We start from the raw sequence: 16,554 nt of genomic DNA on the forward strand, positions 1-16,554 counted from the left end.
TGGCCACCCAAGCCCTACACACCGGACCGTGCCGGATTTTCCACCACCTCCGCGGACGCTACCTGGCACGGCGGCAGGTGTCGCGGTGGGCGCGCTGGCCGGAGCCCTGATCCCCTTCGGTGGGCTGGCCGCCTGGGCCATCGGGCAAGGGGCGGCGGAACTGGGTGCGGGCGCAGCCCAGCTGGCCTATTCCCGCGAGGAAGAGCGCGAGGCGGATTACCTGGCCGTCTTCCTCCTGGCCCGGGCCGCCTACGATCCGGCACAGGCTGGGGAGGTCTGGATCAGGCTTGCGCCGCGCGGCCGCGCGCAAACGGCGTCCGGCGTGCTGGATCGCCATCCCAGCGAGGCGGAGCGGCTGGCGGCATGGCGCCGCACCGTGCAGGAGGTGCGGACATCCCCCGGCCTGGTTCCCCGGCGCGACGTGGCGGGCTGACGAGGCCCATCGGTGGAAACCAGCGTTGCCTCGGGCGTTGCGGGGAAGCATCGTGAACGTGGGGGAGAGGCGATGAACGATCGTGACCTGCCGGCCCGGCAGCGCCACCCGGAGGAGATGCGGGCCAGCGTGCATCTCCGGGCGGGAGCGCTGGCCATCCGCGCGAGGGCAAGCGCCACCCCGGCCGGACTGGTGAGCATCGGAATTCTCGTCTCGACGATCCTGCTTTCCACGGCGGTGCTGGTCCGGGCAGCCCGCCAGCCGGTGCGGCGATAGGGGCGGAGGCTTCCGGGGCCGCTTTCGCGGCGTCGGTTGCGCCGACGCCGCGTCGGCGTCAGGTGCCGAGCCGGCCGGGTGCCATCGCGGCATCCGGGGCCTCTTCCAGCTTCCCGCCGGGCTGCGCGCTCAGCGCCGCCACGGCGGGGGTGCCGGACCCGGCCGGGGAAAGCTCGATGCCTTCCGTGCCTGCCGCTCCAGGCCGGCTGCCCAACCGCCCGACCACGCGGAAGGCGACCAGGGCCGCGGCGCTGCCGAACAGCGCGGCGGCCGCAACCTGGGCCACCAGCACGCCGCCGGGCCCGTGGGCCGAGCCCAGCATAACAAAGGGTATCGTCCCCAGCGTGGCCCTTCCCCAGTTGAACAGGGTGGAAAGCAGCGGCCGGCCGAGGTTGTTGAAGGCCGCATTCGCCACGAACAGCGCGCCGGTGAACAGAAAGCCTCCGGCCAGCCAGGTGCAGAACAGCCGGATCAGCGCCGCCGTCTCCCCCGCCGCCGAGAAGGCCGTCACCACGAGGTCCTGGCAGGCCCAGAGCGCCGCCCAGGCCAGCAGCACGGCGCCGACCACCACCGCCATGCTGTCACGCAAAACCGCCCGCACGCGGTCCGGACGCCCCGCGCCCATGTTCTGCGCCATGATCGGCCCCACCGCACCGCTCAGGGCATAGACGATGCCGAAGGCCACCGGAGAAAGGCGTTCGATGGTCGCCTGGCCGGCGATGGCGGCCGGGCCGAAGGCGGCGATGGCCTGCGTCACCCAGGCCGATCCCACGGGGGTGGCGAGGTTGGTCAGCACCGCCGGCGCCGCCACCGCCATCACCTGCCGGGCATCGGCCAGCAGCGCGCCGGGCTCGATCCGGCCCACCAGCCTGTGCCGCCGCGCCGCCCCGTGCCAGGCCAGCCCCACCAGCACGACGCGCGAGGCCAGCGCCCCGATCGCGGCACCATCCAGACCGAGGCCCATCGCGAAGATCAGCAGCGGGTCCAGCGCCGCCGTGGTGACGGCGGCGAACAGCGTCACGTTCATCGCCCGCCGTGCGTCGCCCACCGAACGCAGCAGCGCCGAGAGTCCCATTCCCGCAGCCAGCAGCGGCACCGAGGGCACGACGATCACGAGGTAGCGCGCGGCCAGGCGGTGCGTCTCCCCGGTGGCGCCCAGCCAGTTCAGCAGCGGATGCAGGGCCGCCACGGTTGCCATGGCGATCAGCACCATCACCAGCACCATCAGCGCGAGGCCGCTGGCGCCGAGCCGCCGCGCCGCCGCACGGTCCCCGGCCCCGATGGCGCGCGACACCACGGCGCCGAGCCCGATCGACATGCCGATCGCCACCGCGATCTGAAAGAAGCCCACCGCCCCCGCGAAGCCCACCGCCGCCGCCACAGGCTGCTCGCCCAGCCTGGAGATGTAGAAGAGGCCGAGCAGGTCCACGGCGAAGACCGCCACCAGCCCCACCGCGCCGGTGGAGGCCATCACCAGCACGTGCCGCAGGGTGGAGCCCGTGACAAAGCGCGGCGCAGCGGTCGTGGTCGTTCTTGATGGCTTCATGCCCGCCCATACCACGTCGCGCCCCGGTGGCCTCCCGGCCGAAGCGGCTTGTGCGCGGGCGAGGGCCGGTCCAGGCTTTGCCGAACAGGCGTGCCCAACGCGCCGGGACGGAGGAGAGGACCATGAGCACCCGGATCACGTTCCGCGTGGATGGGCAGGACCAGACCGTCACGGTCGATCCGGACATGCCGCTGCTCTACGCCCTCCGCGACGACCTCGGCATGAGCAACCCGCATTTCGGCTGCGGCCTGGCGCAGTGCGGGGCCTGCACCGTGCACCTCGACGGCGCGCCGATCCGCTCCTGCGTCACCCCCACCTCGGCCGCCGAGGGACGTCAGGTGACCACCCTCGCGGGGCTGGGCACGCCCGAGCACCCGCATCCGGTGCAGCAGGCCTATATCGACGAGCAGGTGCCGCAATGCGGCTACTGCATCAATGGCTGGATCATGACGGCAGCCGCCTTTCTGCGGGACAACAGGAACCCCAGCGAGGACCAGATCCGCGAGGCCCTGACCGGGCTGAAATGCCGCTGCGGCACGCACATGGCCATCCTCCGCGCCGTGAAGCGCGCGGCGGCGATCGGGTGAGGGGGCGGGCCATGGGCATCCAGCTTTCCCGCCGCGGGGCGCTCCGCTCCGCTGGCGTCCTTATCGTCTCGGCCGGGCTGCCCGTCTCGCTCGACGCCGTGCTCGCGGTGCGCGAGGCCGCGGCGCAGGGCGTGCCCGTGCCCCCGCTGCCGGGCCAGCTCGATTCCTACATCGCCGTGCACGCCGATGGCGGCGTCACCGCGTTCTTCGGCAAGATCGACGGCGGGCAGGGCCTGGACGTCGCGATCGCGCAGATCGTGGCCGAGGAACTCGACCTGCCGGCGGAGCGCGTGCAGGTCGTCATGGGCGACACGGCGCGGACGGTGAACCAGGGCGGGGCCAGCAACGCCTCGGGCGTGTCACAGGGTTCCATCCCGCTCCGCAACGCGGCGGCGGAGGCGCGGCTGCTTCTGGTGGAGATGGCCGCCGGGCGCCTGGGGGTGCCGGTCGCGGCGCTGTCCGTGGGCGATGGCGCGGTGTTCGTCGCGGCCGAACCCGCGCGGCGCCTCCCCTTCGCCGAGCTCGTCGGTGGCCGCACCTTCAACGCCGAGGTGAAGTGGAACGGCCGGTACGGCAACGACCTGAACGTGGAGGGCCGCGCGCGCCCGAAGGCCATCGCGGACTACAAGGTGGTCGGCACCGCCGTCCCCCGGCGTGACATCGCCGACAAGGTCTTCGCCCGCCACGATTACGTCACCGACATCAAGGTGCCGGGCATGCTGCACGCCCGCATGCTGCGCGCGCCGGTGGCCGGCGCCCAGCCCGTCTCCGTGGACGAAGCCTCGGTGCGCGACATTCCGGGGGCGCGCGTGGTCCGGAAGGGCGGCTTTCTGGCCGTCGCGGCGCCGCGCGAATGGGATGCCATCCGCGCCGCGCAGGCGCTGAAGGTGGAGTGGTCCGCCGCCCCGGCGCCCTTCCCGGACCAGGCCGGGCTGTACGACCACATCCGCGCCGCGCCCGTGACCAAGCGCGCGGTGGCGATGCAACAGGGCGACGCACCCGCCGCCATCGCCGGCGCCGCGCGCGTGATCGCGGCCGAATACGAGTGGCCCTTTCATTCCCACAGCAGCATGGGCCCGGGCTGCGCGGTCGCCGACGTGCGCGCGAACGGCGCGCGCATCTGGACGGGATCGCAGAAGCCCCATGCCGTGCGCGACGGCGTGGCGAAGTTCCTGGGCCTCCGGCCCGAAGCGGTGCACACGGTCTGGGTCACCGGCCCCGGCTCCTATGGCCGCAACGACGCCGGCGACACGCCCTTCGACGCCGCCTTCCTGTCGCGCGAACTCGGGGCGCCCGTGCGCGTGCAGTACATGCGCAACGAAGGGCATGGCTGGGACACGAAAAGCCCTGCCTCCGTGCAGCGCGTCCGCGCCGGGCTGGACGCCGGGGGGCGCGTCGTCGGCATCCAGTTCGAATCCAAGTCCTTCTCCCGCACCAACATCGCGACCAGCGAGGCCGACCCGCGCGACAGCCTGGCCAGCCAGCTCATGGGTGGCGGGCTGAACCCGCAGGACACCTACCTGTTTCCCGGCGACTTCGTGCCGACGGAACCCTATGCCTTCCCCGCCCGCCTGATGGCCTGGGAAACCATCCCGCCGCTGCTGGACCGTGCCTCGCCGCTCCGCACCTCCCACCTGCGCGACCCGCTGGGGCCGGAGCTGATCTTCGCGGCCGAAAGCTTCGTGGACGAACTGGCCTCCGCGACCGGCGCCGATCCTGTCGACTTCCGCCTGCGCCACCTGCGGGAGGAGCGCGACATCGCGGTGCTGCGCGCGATCACGGAAAAGGCCGGCTGGCAGCCCCGCCCCGCCGGCCCGCGCGGCATGCCCGGCGACGTGGCCAGCGGGCGCGGCGTTTCCCTGGCCCGGCGCGACGGCACGGTGGTCGGACTGGTGGCCGAGGTGGAGGTGGACCGCCGCTCCGGCAACATCCGCGTCAAGCGCATGGTTGTGGGCCAGGACTGCGGCCTGATCATCAACCCCGACGGGCTGCGCCGCTGCGTGGAGAACGCCCTGGTCTACGGCACCAGCCGCGCCCTGCGGGAGGAAGTGACCTTTGACCGCAACAACGTCACCAGCGTGGACTGGGCCACCTATCCCATTCTCGACATCACCGAGGCGCCGGAGATGGTGGAGGTCGTGCTGATCAACCGCCCGGACATCCGCCCGACCGGCGCGGGGGAGCCCGCCGTCCGCACCGCCGGCGCCGCCATCGCCAACGCCGTGTTCGATGCGACCGGGGTGCGCCTGCGCCGCGGTCCCTTCACGCCGGAGCGGGTGAAGGCCGCCATGGCCGGTGCTTAGGGCCAGGATGCACGCGATGCGCGCCGCCCTCGTCCTCCTGGCCGTCCTCCTGCCGGCGGTGGGCGCGGGCGCGCAGACCGCCGCGCGGCTGGGGGAGGGCGGGCCGCCAACCACCATCCTCACCCCAGGGCGCGAGACCCGCAGCATGGGCACCGGCGCCGCACCGACGACGCGCAGCCCGGTTTCCACCCCCGCCGCCTCCGCGCCCTCAGCGGGTGGGGAACGCGCGCCGGGCCGCGACCCCGGCACGGCACAGCGCCCGACGCCGGACCAGTCGCGCTAGGCGTCGCTACTTGATCGGCGGCTTCGGCAGCACCGCCTCGCCGGGCTCCATGGTGAAGGTGTGGTCGAGCGAGAACCACGGTGCCGTCACGTCGGGCCTGGTGGGATGCGGCTCTTCGTGGCGGCGGTAGTCGCCGATCAGCGCGCGCGTGACGCCGAACTGCACGTCCGTTTCCAGGTAGGGATCGTCGCCGACATAGACCTGCGAGGTGAGCGTCTTGAACCCTTCCTTGAACACCAGCGCGTGCACATGCGCGGGACGGAAGGGATGGCGGTCCTGCGCCTCCAGCAGCCGCCCGACCACGCCGTTCGTCGGGATGGGATAGCCGGCCGGCTTGATTGAGCGGAACCAGAACCGCCCTGACGCATCCGTGGTGAACTTGCCCCGCAGGTTCATGTCCGCCTGCTCCGGATCCTGGTTCTCATAGAGTCCGACAGGGGAGGAGTGCCACACGTCCACCTCCGCCCCGGGAATGGGCGCGCCCTTCGCATCCTGCACGCGCCCCGTCATGAACAGCGCCTCCCCGGGCGTGGGCGAGCGCAGAAGCGATCCGCCGTTCTCCATCCGCGGCGAGTTGAGCCGCCAGAAGGGCCCGAGCAGCGACTGCGAGGTTTCGGTGTTTCCGCGGTCGCCGTTGTTCAGCAGGCAGACCAGCGACGACACGCCGAGCGAGCCCGACATCAGCACCATCTCGTTGTGCGTGTCCGTGGTCAGCTGCCCGATCTCGTTCAGGATCGCGTTGGCCTGGCGGAACTCGGCCTCGCTCAGCCGCACGTCGCGCACGAAGCTGTGCAGGTGCCGCACGAGGGAGAGCATGATCTCACGCATGCGTGGGTCATGGGTGCGCTCCATGACCGCGAGGACGGCCGGGGTCACGTCCTCCTGGCGTTGCAGGATCATCGTTGCGTCTCCTCGCCCAGCGCGCCGCCCTGCGCCCGCGCTGGCATTGATACAGCGGTCGGCGAGAGCCGTGTAGCGTCGGGCTTCCCCCTGACGTTGCGCAGAGCGGAGGAAACGATGCAGCACGGCGCCACTGACCCCATGCCGGCCTGCCGTCCCGCCCACCTCCGGTGCGGTGAGGGGCGCCGTTCGTTGCTCGGCGCCGCGGCTGGGCTTCTGCTTCCGCGCCTGGCCGGTGCGCAAACCGCCTAGCCCAGCCGCCCCGTCAGCATCGTGGTGCCCTTCCCGCCGGGCGGCACGCTCGACACCCTGGCGCGCACGCTCGCGGAGAAGCTTCGCTCCGCGCTCGGCCAGCCCGTGCTGGTGGACAACCGCGCGGGCGCCCCGCGGGCAATGTGGGCGCGAGCCAGGTGGCGCGCGCGCAGCCCGATGGCCATACGCTGCTCTGCGCACCGCAGATGAGCTTCAACGCGGACCTGCTCTATTCCGACATCAACGACGACCCGCGGGGCTTCGAGCCCATGAGCGTGCTCGCCACCTATCCCAACGTGATCGTCGGCCGCCAGGACCTGCCCTTCTCCGGCGTGCCGGATCTGCTGGACGCCGCGCGCGCCCGGCCGGACGGCATCACCTACGGCTCGCAGGGCAACGGGCAGATCGCGCATCTCACCTTCAAGATGCTGGATGCCATGACGGGCGTGCGCATGGTGCACGCGCCCTATCGCGGCAGCGCGCCGCTGCTGACGGCCCTGCTTTCGGGAGAGGTGGACATCAGCGCCGACAACCTGCTTCTGATGAACCCGCAGGTCGCGGCCGGGATGCTGGCGGAGGGCCGCCTGCACCATATCGCCTTCGAGCTGCGTGACTGGGGAGCGGTGGAGGAAGCCTGCGACACCCTGGGCGCACGGCGCATCCCGTTGATCTGGGGCCCTGGCCGCCACACGGTGGGCCACAACGTCCACATTTGCCGCCTGGACCCGGACGGCCAGATTCTAGTTCTACACCGAACTGGACCCGATGAGCGACGAGGCCGCGGGTCAACGGGATCGGCGCCCATGGCACCAGGAAACACCCTTGCGCCCGCGGCGCTGGGAGATAGGCCCCTTCACCTCGAACGCCTCGGGCATCCCGACACCTTCGGGAGTCCGCGATGCGTGAAGGGCGGGGGCGAGGCCCCCGTCCGGGGTTCAGCGCGCCTCGATGCCGCTGCGTGTCGCCACGATCTCGGAGGTTTCGCAGATGTTCACGCGCATGATCTCCGCGCGCTCACCATTGGCCCAGACCACCTTGAAGTCGTAGTTGCCGCCACGACCACCGGGATTGTAGGTCACCGAACGGCCGGCGGGGACGACGTTTTCGCCCAGCCGGTCCCGGCCCCAATCCGACTGGGAGGAAGGTCCGAAGTAGAACTCGTTCACGGCTGCGCCGGAGCTGTTGCGCAGCGTGAAGCGGGTGTCGCATCCCTGTGCGAAGGCCGGGCCGGAGGCGACCGCCAGCAGGGTGGCAGCGATAGCAAAGCGACGGAACATCTGACATCCCTTGTCCATGATGCTGACGCGCTCTCCGGGAGGCGGGCGTCAGGTTGGCCACGTTACGACCTGCTCCTTAACAAATTGTTGCACTAAAAAAATAGTCTTAACGGGCCGCACCCGGCAGCGCTGACTTCCCCCTTGCGGGTCAGGGGGCGCGCATCTCGGTCGGATTTTGCGTCACGCGGTTGAGCTCCGGGTAGTCCCGCAGCATCGGGGCGCCGTAGAGCGGCTTGTAGGCGCCCTGATGGCAGGTGGTGCAGTTCGCCTTCAGCGGGTCTCCTTCCGGTCCGAGCCGGTGGGCGGGGAACACGGGCTGCAGCGTCTGGATGTAGTTCCTGTTGATGTCGCGCAACATGCCGATGCCGTGCCAGGCCGTCACCCGCTGCGGCGTGCTTTCCTCCCAGGACGAGAATTGCTGGCTGTTGTGGCAATTGACGCAGCCGACGCCGAGCGAGTTGGAGAAATGCATCATCAACGCATAGGTCCACTCCGTCTGCTTGGTGGATTGGTTGTTTCCCGAAGGCAGCGGCGTGCGGCCCTGGATGCGGATGGGCTGGTCGTCCAGCAGGAAAGGCGTGAAGGGATCGAAGGGCAGGGACGACAGGCCCGCCGCGCGGGATGGCCGGTTTTGCCCCGTCGCCACCTCGGCGAAGCCGCCCGCCCAGCTGGTGTTGGCGGGCTGCGTGGACCACACATTCTGCGGCACGGGATTGCCGCGATGGCAGGTGTAGCAGGTCACGCCGGTGAGACCGACATGGTTCGCGTACTGCGCGTTGATCTGCTGCGTCATCTGCAGCATCCGCCGCGCCACCACCTTGGTGTAGACCGAGTCCTCGGCGAAGTTCTCGAGGTCGTGGCAGTAACCGCAGCCGCCGCCCTCCACCTTGTCCTCCGGCGAAACCCAGGCCGTCATGGCCTGCATGATGCGCCCGAACTGCCCGGCGCTGAGGTTCCCCAGCACCTGCACGTTCTGGTAGATCTCGGATGCGCGCGGGTCCTCGTCGTCCGCGGGCTCGAGCACCTCCGGCAGCACCTGCAGGGCGGCCTGCACCTCCAGCATGCGCGGGTTGTAGACCAGCTCCATGCCCGTGCCGCGGAATCCCCGCTGCACGGTGAGGACGGGGGGGCGCTCGAAGGTCAGCAGCACCACCGTGGCGGCCACGAGGAAGGCCGCGCCCACCCCGATGCCCACGACCTGCCGGGAGTTCATCGACCGGCTCCCAGGACGGAGGCCGGGTCCGCCATCGGCGGATAGACGGCGGGATAGGAGGGCGCGTAGCCCTGCTTGATGGCCCAGAGATACCAGTTGTCGACCACCGTGCCGGTGAGCAGGATGCCGATCCCGCCCGCGATGGGGCAGAGGACGGCGAACCACCAGGCCCAGCGATGGACGGATTCGAAGGTGGCGTTGAAGCCCATGGTCCAACGCCAGAAGAGGGCGCAGCGCTCATGCGCCGTGCCGCGGTCGATCACCTGCTCCACCTCGCGCTCCGACCCGAAGCGCCCGGCCGCGAGGATGGTCGCGCCGTGCATGGCGAAAAGCAGCGTCGAGCCATAGAGGAAGACGATCGAGAGCGCGTGGAACGGGTTGTAGAACAGGTTCCCGTACCGGATCGAAAGCGCGGCCGTCCAGTCGAGGTGCGGGAAGATGCCGAAGGGCACCGCCTCGCCCCAGGAACGCATGAGCAGCGGGCGGAAGAAGCCGAGCACCAGGTAGAGCCAGATGGCCGCGCCGAAGGCCCAGGCCGTGTGCGTGCCGAGGCCCAGCTGGCGCGAGCGCCGGTAGATGCGGACCCACCACATGATGACGGAGGTGGTCAGGAAGAATCCCGCCAGCAGCCACCAGCCTCCCTCCGCCAGCGGCGGGAAGCTCAGTCCATAGCCCGGCGCCGGCGGCTCGAGCGCGAGCCAGGGTAGCAGCCGGATGAACTGAATGGGATCCCATCCCACCGAGGCCCACATGTTGAGCCCGATGATCTCGAAGGCGACGAAGCCGCAGATCAGCGAGACGAGGCCGCTCCAGCCGAGATAGATCGGCCCCACCTGCGCATCGCCCAGGATGCCCGCGAGGTGGGAGAAGATCGGCTTGCCCTCGCGCGGGCCGTCGCCCCTGGCGAAGGGCACGCCGGCATAGGCGGGTCCGCGCACCTGCACGCGGGTGAAGAGGTTCTGGTACTCGATCATGGTGTGTCCTCCCTCAGCCCTGGCGCCAGATCGGCAGGTTCAGCCACCAGCCCCACCATTCCGGCCAGCCGCGGGTCCAGAAGGGGCCGCTGATGACGATGCAGACCGCGCTCCAGAACCCCGCGCTGAGCGCCGCGAAAAGGCCGAGGCGGTGGATGCCGAGCGTACCGATCGAGTAGCCGATGATGTCCCGGTAGAAGGTGTTCTCGTGCTCCGCGGTCTTCACCGCCTGGCCCTTGCCCGGGTTGAGCGCGGCCAGCACCAGCGAGGCGTGCAGCGAGAGCGCGAGCGTGGTGGTGAAGAAGAAGGTCACCCCCAGCATGTGCGCGGGATTGTAGTGGAAGTGCAGGTACTGGTAGCCGACGTTCGACACCCAATCGAGGTGGCTCCAGATGCCGTAGGGAAAGCCGTGCCCCCAGGCGCCCATCAGCACGGGCCTGACGACCACGAGCGTGACATAGGCCAGGATCGCGAAGGAGAAGGCGACGGGGATGTGCAGCCCCATGCCGAGCTTGCGCGCGATCTCCGCCTGCCGCAGCGCCCATGAGGTGAAGGCACCGATCGCGCAGATCGTGATGATCTGCCAGAGCCCGCCCTCCTTGATGGGCGCCAGCGCGAGGCCGTAGGCCAGGTCGGGCGGGGCGATGCTGATCAGCCAGATGTTGAAGGTGCCCTGCAGCGCCGCGCCGTAAAGGATCAGCAGCGTGCCGAGCAGGCTGAAGAAGGCGGTCGTGACCCCGAAGAACCCGACATAGAAGGGCCCGACCCAGAAGTCGAAGAGGTCGCCGCCGACCAGCGTGCCACCCCTGACCCGGTATTTCTGTTCGTAGCTCAGCATGGCCATCGCCGAACCCTTCTCCCCGACACATCCCGCGGGCGCGGTGGCGCGCGTCGCGGCCGATGGGGCGGCGGGTGGGGACCATCGGCCCATCCGCCGCCCGGTCTCCGGCCCTCAGCGGGCCGGCGCAACGCCCGGCGCGGGCGCCGGGATAGGTGACATCTGCCCGATCGGGGCAGCCGCCCGCCGCGGGCCTTCCAGCCAGTTGAACCGGTCGGTGCTGAGCAGGATGAAGTGGATCAGCAGCGCCAGCGTCAGCAGGAAGGTCGCGAGCGCGACCAGCGCCCGGCGAGGATCGAAGAGCAGCCAGATGCGCCACATGGTGCTGGCCTCCTCAAACGATGAACGAGGTGAGCGTCGTCACCCCGTCGATCATGGCGCGGGCGTAGCCGTTCGGCCCGGGCAGCCAGGGCCGCCACTGCCAAACCAGGAAATGCGCCACGACGGCGATGACGGTGAAGATAAGGAAGCTCATCACGAAGATGCTGTGGAACTCCCTCGCCTCCGGCTCCGTCAGCCCGGACACGGACACATCCCTTCTTTCCATTTCGGCCATTCAGGCTCCCCTAGCTTTGGCGGACTTTCGGCCGCTCGCGCCGCGCAGCTCCCGCGCGGCCAGGATCGCCTTGGCATCGCTGCCGACGACGAGTGTGGGCCCGGCGCTCGCGCCCGGCATCGTTCCCCTGGCCGCGGCCGGGGAAGGCTCGTGGTCGCTCACGCGACCGTCTCCATCGCGGCCTCGGCCAGACAGCGTGCCGCGCGCGCCGCCGTGACGCGGGCCTCGCCCTCACGCCGTGCCGCGGCCTCAACGCGCTCGCGCCAGCGCTTGGCGGCTGAGATGCGGAGAAGGAAGGGCTCCTGCTCGACGCGCGCCTGCACGAGCGCGAGCGCGTCCGGGTCCCATGAATCGACCTGGGCCGCGCGGGCTGGCGTGGCGTCCACGCGATCGAGTTCGGTGCCCAGCGGCAGGATGTGGAAAAGCGCGTCGAACAGCGCGTTGCAGTATTCCTGCATGAGGTAGGTCGCGCCCGCATAGCCCATGAACGGCGTGCCGGTGGCGCGGCGGATCACCGCGCCGGGGAAGGAGGCCGGGATGTAGACGGCACGGCTTCGTGCTTCCGCCGCGTACATGCGCTCGTTGTAGGAACCGAACAGCACGAGTGCGGGCTTGCTCCGCACGGCATCGCGCACCGCGGCGTTGTCGGTCTTCTCGCCGGGCCTGCGGGCGAATGAGAAGGCGCAGGGCACGCCCATCTCCTCCTCCAGGAAGCGCCGGATCCCCCTTGCATAGGTTTCGGTCGCAACCACCGCGAAGGGCGCGGAGCCGAAGAAATCCTGCGTGACGCTGCGCCAGAGATCCCAGAGCGGCTTCAGCGTCGCGTGCTTCTCGCGCTCGATGAAGGGCTCGGGATCGACGCCCGCGAGTTCTCCCAGCGCGCGCAGGAAGCTGGTGGTGGCGAAGACCCCGATCGGCGCCTGGAGGTAGGGCTGCCCCAGTTCCTCGCAGAGCTTGCGGCCGAACTCGCGGTAAAGGCAGACATTCACCTCAGCGTCACCCAGGCGCGGGATGTCCTCCAGGTGCGAGCCGAGCGGAAAGGTGAGGTTCACCTCGCAGCCTATGCCCTCCACGAGCCGCCGGATCTCCGCGAGGTCGGAGGGCATGTTGAAGGTGCCGTAGATCGGCCCGATGATGTTGACGCGCGGCGTCGTCCCCTCCGGCCGCGGCTTTCTCACCTTCGGGCGCTTCTTGGCTCCGAATTCCGACCAGAGCCAGTTGATGGCCCGGTCCGCGCACTGCCACTGGTCCTCGTCGATCGTGCGCGGGATGAATCGCAGCAGGTTGCTGCCCTGCGGCGTCACGCCGCCGCCTATCATCTCGGCGATGCTGCCTGTCACCACCACGGCCGGAAGGTCAGGATCCTGCGTCGCGTTGGCGCGCCGCAGCGGGCCCTCGGTACCGGTCTTGGAGAGCGCGTCCTCGTCCAGCCCCGTCACCACCACCGGCAGCTCATGCGGCGGCAGCGCGTCGGTGTAGTGCAGCACGGCGGTCACGGGCAGGTTCTCGCAGCCCACGGGGCCATCGATCACCGTGCGCAGGCCGCGCACCGCGGTGAAGGCATAGACGGCGCCCCAGTAGCCGCCGGCCCGGTCATGATCGAGGACGAGCATCAGCTTCCCGTTGCCTCCTCGGCCTTGGCGCGGAGGACCCGCGCGCGCTTCATGCGGTCGCGGAATCCCGGCGGGTCCTGCGGCGGGGTTTCCCAGCCATAGCCGGCGCCTTCCTTCGTGCCGACGCCGCCGAAGAACGACACCATGCGCGAGAAGCGTTCGGCCCCGCGCGTCTGCGCGGTGACGATCCCCGCGAGCGCCCCAGCCCCCGCTGCGCCGAAGAGCGGCCGCGCGGAAACCATGTTGGTGAAGTAGAGCGCGGGCCTCCCTGCCTCCTTCGCCGCCTGCACCAGCGGCGTGGTGCCGAGCGCGAGGTCCGGGCGGACCTCGCGCATCGCCGCCATGTCCTGCTCCAGCGAGGCGCGGTACTGCACGTGCGCGCCGTGCGCCTCCAGCCATTCGCGGTCCGGGTCGCTCCACTCGGTGCGCGGGCAGGCGCTGCCGACATAGGGCACCTCCGCCCCCGCCTCGATCAGCAGCCGCGCGACGAGAAGTTCCGAGCCCTCGTAGCCGGATACCGTGATGCGTGCCTTGATCGGGCTGGCCTCCAGCGCCGCCCGGATGCCCGGCAGCGCGCGCGCCCTGGCATTGCCGATCGCCTCCGCGGGCACGTTCGCCGCGCGCCCGACCGCCTCCAGCCAGGCATCCGTGCCATCCACGCCGACGGGCCCGGACCCGACCACGGGGCGCCCCGCCGTCCGGAACTCCCGCACGGAGGCCGTGTAGAAGGGGTGCAGCGCCGCCGCGACGGTGCAGTCCAGCGCCCCGTAAAGGTCGCGCCACTCGCGCGCCGGCGTTTGCGGCGCGAGCGCCAGTCCCATGGGCGCCAGCAGCGCCCCGATCCCCGGGGGGTCGCCCGGAAACAATTCCCCGACCGGCGCCACCGTGGGCAGGCCCGGCACCTCCCCGCGCGGCCGCGCCACCGGCCCGGCCTCGGCCTCGGACCGCGCCCAGCGCAGCATGGCGGCGGCCAGCACGTCCTTTGCCTCCGCGTGCGTCGGCACGCCGAAGCCGGGCACGTCGATGCCGATCACCCGCACGCCGTCCACCTGCTTCGGCAGCAGGTCGAGCGGCACGCCGGAAGCGGTGGGAACGCAAAGGTTGATCACGACGATCGCGTCCAGCTCCTCCAGCCTCGCCGTGGCCATGACGGCATCGCGGATGTCCTCGAAGAGCTTGCCGGTCACCAGCGTCTCGGAGTTGAAGGGCACATAGCCCACGCTCCGCCGCGCGCCGTAGAAGTGCGAGGTGAAGGTCAGCCCATAGACGCAGCAGGCCGAGCCCGAGAGGATCGTCGCGACGCGCCGCATGCGGAGCCCCACGCGCAGGCTTCCGAAGGCCGGGCACATGGATTGCGGCTGGTCGTGCGGCCCGCGCGGGTAGTCCGCGAGCAGCCGGTCCATCGTGCCGCCCTTGCCGGCCGCGCGCGCCGCATTCTGGAAGGTCTCGCGACCTCCGTGGCAGGCGCCTTCATCGGGTGGGGCGGAGGAGGGGAGGGCGTCCATCGTCAGGCCCCCTCGTAGATCACTTCGAGGGAAGGCTTGATGAGCAGCTCCGTGCCGCACATGTCCTCCATCGTCGCCGGTTGCAGAACGACGCCGCGGCCGACCGCCTCGCCCTTGAACAGGCCGAGCAGCGCGTCCTGGGTGAGGGGCGCCGGCCGGATCGGCGGCGCATCCGCCACCTGCCGGGCCAGTTCCTCGAACACGCCAGCCCATGGACTGCCGGGGGTGCCGATGATCTCGTAATTCGCGCTCTTGCGGCGGATGTCGTCGTCGGCCGGAATGGCCGCGAGGACGGGGATGCCGACCGCGTCCGCGAAGGCCTGTGCCTCCCCCGTGCCGTCGTCCTTGTTGATCACGAGGCCGGCAACGCCGACATTGCCGCCCAGCTTGCGGAAATAGTCCACCGCCGAGCAGACGTTGTTCGCGACATAAAGGGATTGCAGGTCGTTCGAGCCGACCACGATCACCTTCTGGCACATGTCGCGCGCGATCGGCAGGCCGAAGCCGCCGCAGACCACGTCGCCCAGGAAGTCCAGCAACACGTAGTCGAAGCCCCAGGAATGGAAGCCGAGCTTCTCCAGCAGCTCGAAGCCGTGGATGATGCCGCGGCCGCCGCAGCCCCGCCCGACCTCCGGCCCGCCCAGCTCCATGGCGTAGACGCCGTCGCGCTTGAAGCAGACGTCGCCGATCCGCACGGTCTCCCCGGCCGCCTTCTTGCGCGACGAGGTCTCGATGATCGTCGGGCAGGCGCGCCCGCCGAACAGCAGGCTTGTCGTGTCGCTCTTGGGGTCGCAGCCGATCAGCAGCACGCGCTTGCCCTGCTGCGCCATCATGTAGCTCAGGTTCGCCAGGGTGAAGGACTTGCCGATGCCGCCCTTGCCGTAGATCGCGATGATCTGCGTCTGCTTCTTCGGCGGTTCCGTGGAGGGGGCGTCCGGCCCGATCGCCGCTTCGAGGCGCAGCGCTTCCGTCATGTCCACGGCCGTTGTGCCGGCGGGGCGCGTCTGGGCGTTCATGCGGCGTCTCTCCAGTCGAGGACCATCTTCAGGCAGGCAGCGTCTTCAAAGGCGGTGCGGTAGGCATCGGCGGTGTCGGCGGCATCCCGCCGATGCGTCACGAGCCCATCCAGCGAGAGGCGGCCCGAGGCGACCAGCGAGACCGCGGCGGCGAGGTCCTCCGGCTTCCATTCGGCCGAGACGCGCAGCCGCGCCTCGCGCAGGAAGGCGGGGGCGAAGGCGAAGGAGAGCGGCTTCGCGTAGAAGCCCGCCAGCACCACCTCACCTTGCGGCCGAAGCCGGCCGATGAGGTCGCCCAGCCCATCCGCGTCGCCGCTCGCCTCGTGGATCCGGCCGTAGTCCCGGCAGGTGTCTTCGTCGGGGTGCAGGACGGCGTAGCCCTGCGCCCCCCCGAGGCGGCGGGCGCTCCGCTCCCAGACCGTCGGCGTGCCCCCGGCAAGCACCGTCATGCGTGCCAGGAGGCGGCCGAGCACGCCGTGCCCGACGATCAGCTCCGGCAATCCGCCGGCCAGGGCATGCCGCGCGGTCGCGGCCAGCGCGAGCAGCACGCCGCGCTCCCCCAACCCCTCCGGCAACGGCACGGCACGCGGGCCGGGAACCACCAGCCGCGCCGCGGTGCCGCCGAAGAGGCTCCGCACGGCGCCGAAGCAGCGTGCGCCCGCGACGAACACGCTTTCGCCGGCACGGCGGCCGGAAAGCGGTCCCGCCCGCACGACACGGCCGACCGATTCGTAGCCGGGAACCAGCGGATAGCCCATGCCCGGAAAGTCCGGCATCGCGCCCGACCACAGCAGCCGCTCCGTGCCGCTGCTGATGCCGCTGAAGGCCACGTCCACGACCACGTCGGCCTCCACGGGCCCGGAGAGTTCGAGGCGTTGGACCCCGATCCGGTGCGGGCTGTTGAGGATGACGGCTACGGTGTCCACGTGGGGACGCCCCTCCTGGCTTGGCCGTAAGTTCAAACTTACATTTACAAATGTCA

The 16,554-nt window shown here is 70.7% G+C and carries 19 protein-coding genes; 6 read left to right on the top strand and 13 right to left on the bottom strand.

Annotated features, from left to right (window positions below):
- On the top strand, positions 1-433 hold a 433-nt coding region (locus tag ACFFIC_RS28210), incomplete at its 5' end, for a M48 family metalloprotease (protein ID WP_377056735.1).
- Between the two features lie 72 nt (positions 434-505).
- Complete coding sequence (locus ACFFIC_RS28215; protein WP_377056737.1) at positions 506-709, top strand: hypothetical protein; 204 nt, start codon at positions 506-508, stop codon at positions 707-709.
- Between the two features lie 58 nt (positions 710-767).
- Here the strand turns inward: ACFFIC_RS28215 and ACFFIC_RS28220 are convergent, their stop codons facing one another.
- A complete protein-coding gene (locus tag ACFFIC_RS28220) occupies positions 768-2,255 on the bottom strand; it encodes an MATE family efflux transporter (RefSeq protein WP_377056739.1) in 1,488 nt (495 codons plus the stop codon).
- Between the two features lie 122 nt (positions 2,256-2,377).
- Here ACFFIC_RS28220 and ACFFIC_RS28225 point away from each other — a divergent pair, with 122 nt between their 5' ends.
- From ACFFIC_RS28225 to ACFFIC_RS28235, 3 genes are read left to right on the top strand one after another with little or no spacing between them, the layout of a single operon-like run.
- Positions 2,378-2,842, top strand: a complete 465-nt coding sequence (locus ACFFIC_RS28225) for a (2Fe-2S)-binding protein (RefSeq protein ID WP_377056741.1) — start codon at positions 2,378-2,380, stop codon at positions 2,840-2,842.
- A gap of 11 nt (positions 2,843-2,853) precedes the next feature.
- Positions 2,854-5,145 carry a xanthine dehydrogenase family protein molybdopterin-binding subunit gene (locus tag ACFFIC_RS28230; protein ID WP_377056743.1) on the top strand — a complete coding sequence of 764 codons (2,292 nt, stop codon included), beginning with the start codon at positions 2,854-2,856 and terminating at the stop codon, positions 5,143-5,145.
- Between the two features lie 16 nt (positions 5,146-5,161).
- Positions 5,162-5,428 (top strand): hypothetical protein, encoded by a 267-nt coding sequence (locus ACFFIC_RS28235; RefSeq protein ID WP_377056745.1) that lies wholly within the window; start codon positions 5,162-5,164, stop codon positions 5,426-5,428.
- Positions 5,429-5,434: 6 nt separating this feature from the next.
- On the opposite strand, the gene ACFFIC_RS28240 is transcribed toward ACFFIC_RS28235, so the two are convergent.
- Both ACFFIC_RS28240 and ACFFIC_RS28245 read right to left on the bottom strand, forming a co-directional pair.
- Positions 5,435-6,328 (bottom strand): dioxygenase family protein, encoded by an 894-nt coding sequence (locus ACFFIC_RS28240; RefSeq protein ID WP_377056747.1) that lies wholly within the window; start codon positions 6,326-6,328, stop codon positions 5,435-5,437.
- A gap of 248 nt (positions 6,329-6,576) precedes the next feature.
- Positions 6,577-6,699: a hypothetical protein gene (locus tag ACFFIC_RS28245; RefSeq protein WP_377056749.1), complete on the bottom strand. Its 123-nt coding sequence runs from the start codon at positions 6,697-6,699 to the stop codon at positions 6,577-6,579.
- A gap of 39 nt (positions 6,700-6,738) precedes the next feature.
- On the opposite strand from ACFFIC_RS28245, the gene ACFFIC_RS28250 reads away from it, so the two are divergent.
- Positions 6,739-7,953 carry a tripartite tricarboxylate transporter substrate-binding protein gene (locus ACFFIC_RS28250; RefSeq protein WP_377056751.1) on the top strand — a complete coding sequence of 405 codons (1,215 nt, stop codon included), beginning with the start codon at positions 6,739-6,741 and terminating at the stop codon, positions 7,951-7,953.
- A 52-nt stretch (positions 7,954-8,005) separates the two neighbouring features.
- Here ACFFIC_RS28250 and pufC read toward each other — a convergent pair whose 3' ends face one another.
- The 10 genes from pufC to bchC form a co-directional block, all read right to left on the bottom strand.
- Positions 8,006-9,070, bottom strand: a complete 1,065-nt coding sequence (gene pufC / locus ACFFIC_RS28255; protein WP_377056753.1) for a photosynthetic reaction center cytochrome PufC — start codon at positions 9,068-9,070, stop codon at positions 8,006-8,008.
- Positions 9,067-10,044 (bottom strand): photosynthetic reaction center subunit M, encoded by a 978-nt coding sequence (gene pufM, locus ACFFIC_RS28260; RefSeq protein WP_377056755.1) that lies wholly within the window; start codon positions 10,042-10,044, stop codon positions 9,067-9,069. Before pufM ends, pufC begins: the two co-directional genes overlap by 4 nt.
- Before the next feature lie 13 nt (positions 10,045-10,057).
- On the bottom strand, positions 10,058-10,882 hold the full coding sequence (pufL, locus tag ACFFIC_RS28265) for a photosynthetic reaction center subunit L (RefSeq protein WP_456306977.1): 825 nt from the start codon (positions 10,880-10,882) through the stop codon (positions 10,058-10,060).
- A gap of 114 nt (positions 10,883-10,996) precedes the next feature.
- Positions 10,997-11,203 (bottom strand): light-harvesting antenna LH1, alpha subunit, encoded by a 207-nt coding sequence (pufA, locus tag ACFFIC_RS28270; protein ID WP_377056759.1) that lies wholly within the window; start codon positions 11,201-11,203, stop codon positions 10,997-10,999.
- A 13-nt stretch (positions 11,204-11,216) separates the two neighbouring features.
- On the bottom strand, positions 11,217-11,408 hold the full coding sequence (pufB, locus tag ACFFIC_RS28275) for a light-harvesting antenna LH1, beta subunit (RefSeq protein WP_377056761.1): 192 nt from the start codon (positions 11,406-11,408) through the stop codon (positions 11,217-11,219).
- 30 nt (positions 11,409-11,438) lie between these two features.
- Entirely contained in the window at positions 11,439-11,600 is a 162-nt protein-coding gene (locus ACFFIC_RS28280; protein WP_377056763.1) for a hypothetical protein, read from the bottom strand.
- Complete coding sequence (gene bchZ / locus ACFFIC_RS28285; RefSeq protein ID WP_377056765.1) at positions 11,597-13,051, bottom strand: chlorophyllide a reductase subunit Z; 1,455 nt, start codon at positions 13,049-13,051, stop codon at positions 11,597-11,599. The genes ACFFIC_RS28280 and bchZ overlap by 4 nt, the downstream gene beginning before the upstream one ends.
- Entirely contained in the window at positions 13,051-14,556 is a 1,506-nt protein-coding gene (bchY, locus tag ACFFIC_RS28290; protein WP_377056767.1) for a chlorophyllide a reductase subunit Y, read from the bottom strand. The genes bchZ and bchY overlap by 1 nt, the downstream gene beginning before the upstream one ends.
- Before the next feature lie 2 nt (positions 14,557-14,558).
- The gene (locus ACFFIC_RS28295; protein ID WP_377056769.1) at positions 14,559-15,572 is read right to left on the bottom strand and encodes a chlorophyllide a reductase iron protein subunit X; all 1,014 of its coding nucleotides are present in this window, start codon (positions 15,570-15,572) and stop codon (positions 14,559-14,561) included.
- On the bottom strand, positions 15,569-16,498 hold the full coding sequence (bchC, locus tag ACFFIC_RS28300) for a chlorophyll synthesis pathway protein BchC (RefSeq protein WP_377056771.1): 930 nt from the start codon (positions 16,496-16,498) through the stop codon (positions 15,569-15,571). The genes ACFFIC_RS28295 and bchC overlap by 4 nt, the downstream gene beginning before the upstream one ends.
- Between the last annotated feature and the right edge of the window lie 56 nt (positions 16,499-16,554).

It is taken from the genome of Muricoccus vinaceus, from assembly GCF_042433125.1.
GTDB classification, from domain to species: Bacteria; Pseudomonadota; Alphaproteobacteria; order Acetobacterales; family Acetobacteraceae; genus Roseomonas; species Roseomonas vinacea.

Coding starts and splice junctions, on each gene's coding strand:
- ACFFIC_RS28235 (WP_377056745.1), top strand. CDS start 5,162: ATGCGCGCCGCCCTCGTCCTCCTGGCCGTCCTCCTGCCGGCGGTGGGC.
- ACFFIC_RS28240 (WP_377056747.1), bottom strand. CDS start 6,328: ATGATCCTGCAACGCCAGGAGGACGTGACCCCGGCCGTCCTCGCGGTC.
- pufA (WP_377056759.1), bottom strand. CDS start 11,203: ATGTGGCGCATCTGGCTGCTCTTCGATCCTCGCCGGGCGCTGGTCGCG.
- ACFFIC_RS28220 (WP_377056739.1), bottom strand. CDS start 2,255: ATGAAGCCATCAAGAACGACCACGACCGCTGCGCCGCGCTTTGTCACG.
- ACFFIC_RS28225 (WP_377056741.1), top strand. CDS start 2,378: ATGAGCACCCGGATCACGTTCCGCGTGGATGGGCAGGACCAGACCGTC.
- ACFFIC_RS28295 (WP_377056769.1), bottom strand. CDS start 15,572: ATGAACGCCCAGACGCGCCCCGCCGGCACAACGGCCGTGGACATGACG.
- ACFFIC_RS28215 (WP_377056737.1), top strand. CDS start 506: ATGAACGATCGTGACCTGCCGGCCCGGCAGCGCCACCCGGAGGAGATG.
- bchY (WP_377056767.1), bottom strand. CDS start 14,556: ATGGACGCCCTCCCCTCCTCCGCCCCACCCGATGAAGGCGCCTGCCAC.
- pufC (WP_377056753.1), bottom strand. CDS start 9,070: ATGAACTCCCGGCAGGTCGTGGGCATCGGGGTGGGCGCGGCCTTCCTC.
- pufL (WP_456306977.1), bottom strand. CDS start 10,882: ATGCTGAGCTACGAACAGAAATACCGGGTCAGGGGTGGCACGCTGGTC.
- pufM (WP_377056755.1), bottom strand. CDS start 10,044: ATGATCGAGTACCAGAACCTCTTCACCCGCGTGCAGGTGCGCGGACCC.
- ACFFIC_RS28230 (WP_377056743.1), top strand. CDS start 2,854: ATGGGCATCCAGCTTTCCCGCCGCGGGGCGCTCCGCTCCGCTGGCGTC.
- bchZ (WP_377056765.1), bottom strand. CDS start 13,051: ATGCTCGTCCTCGATCATGACCGGGCCGGCGGCTACTGGGGCGCCGTC.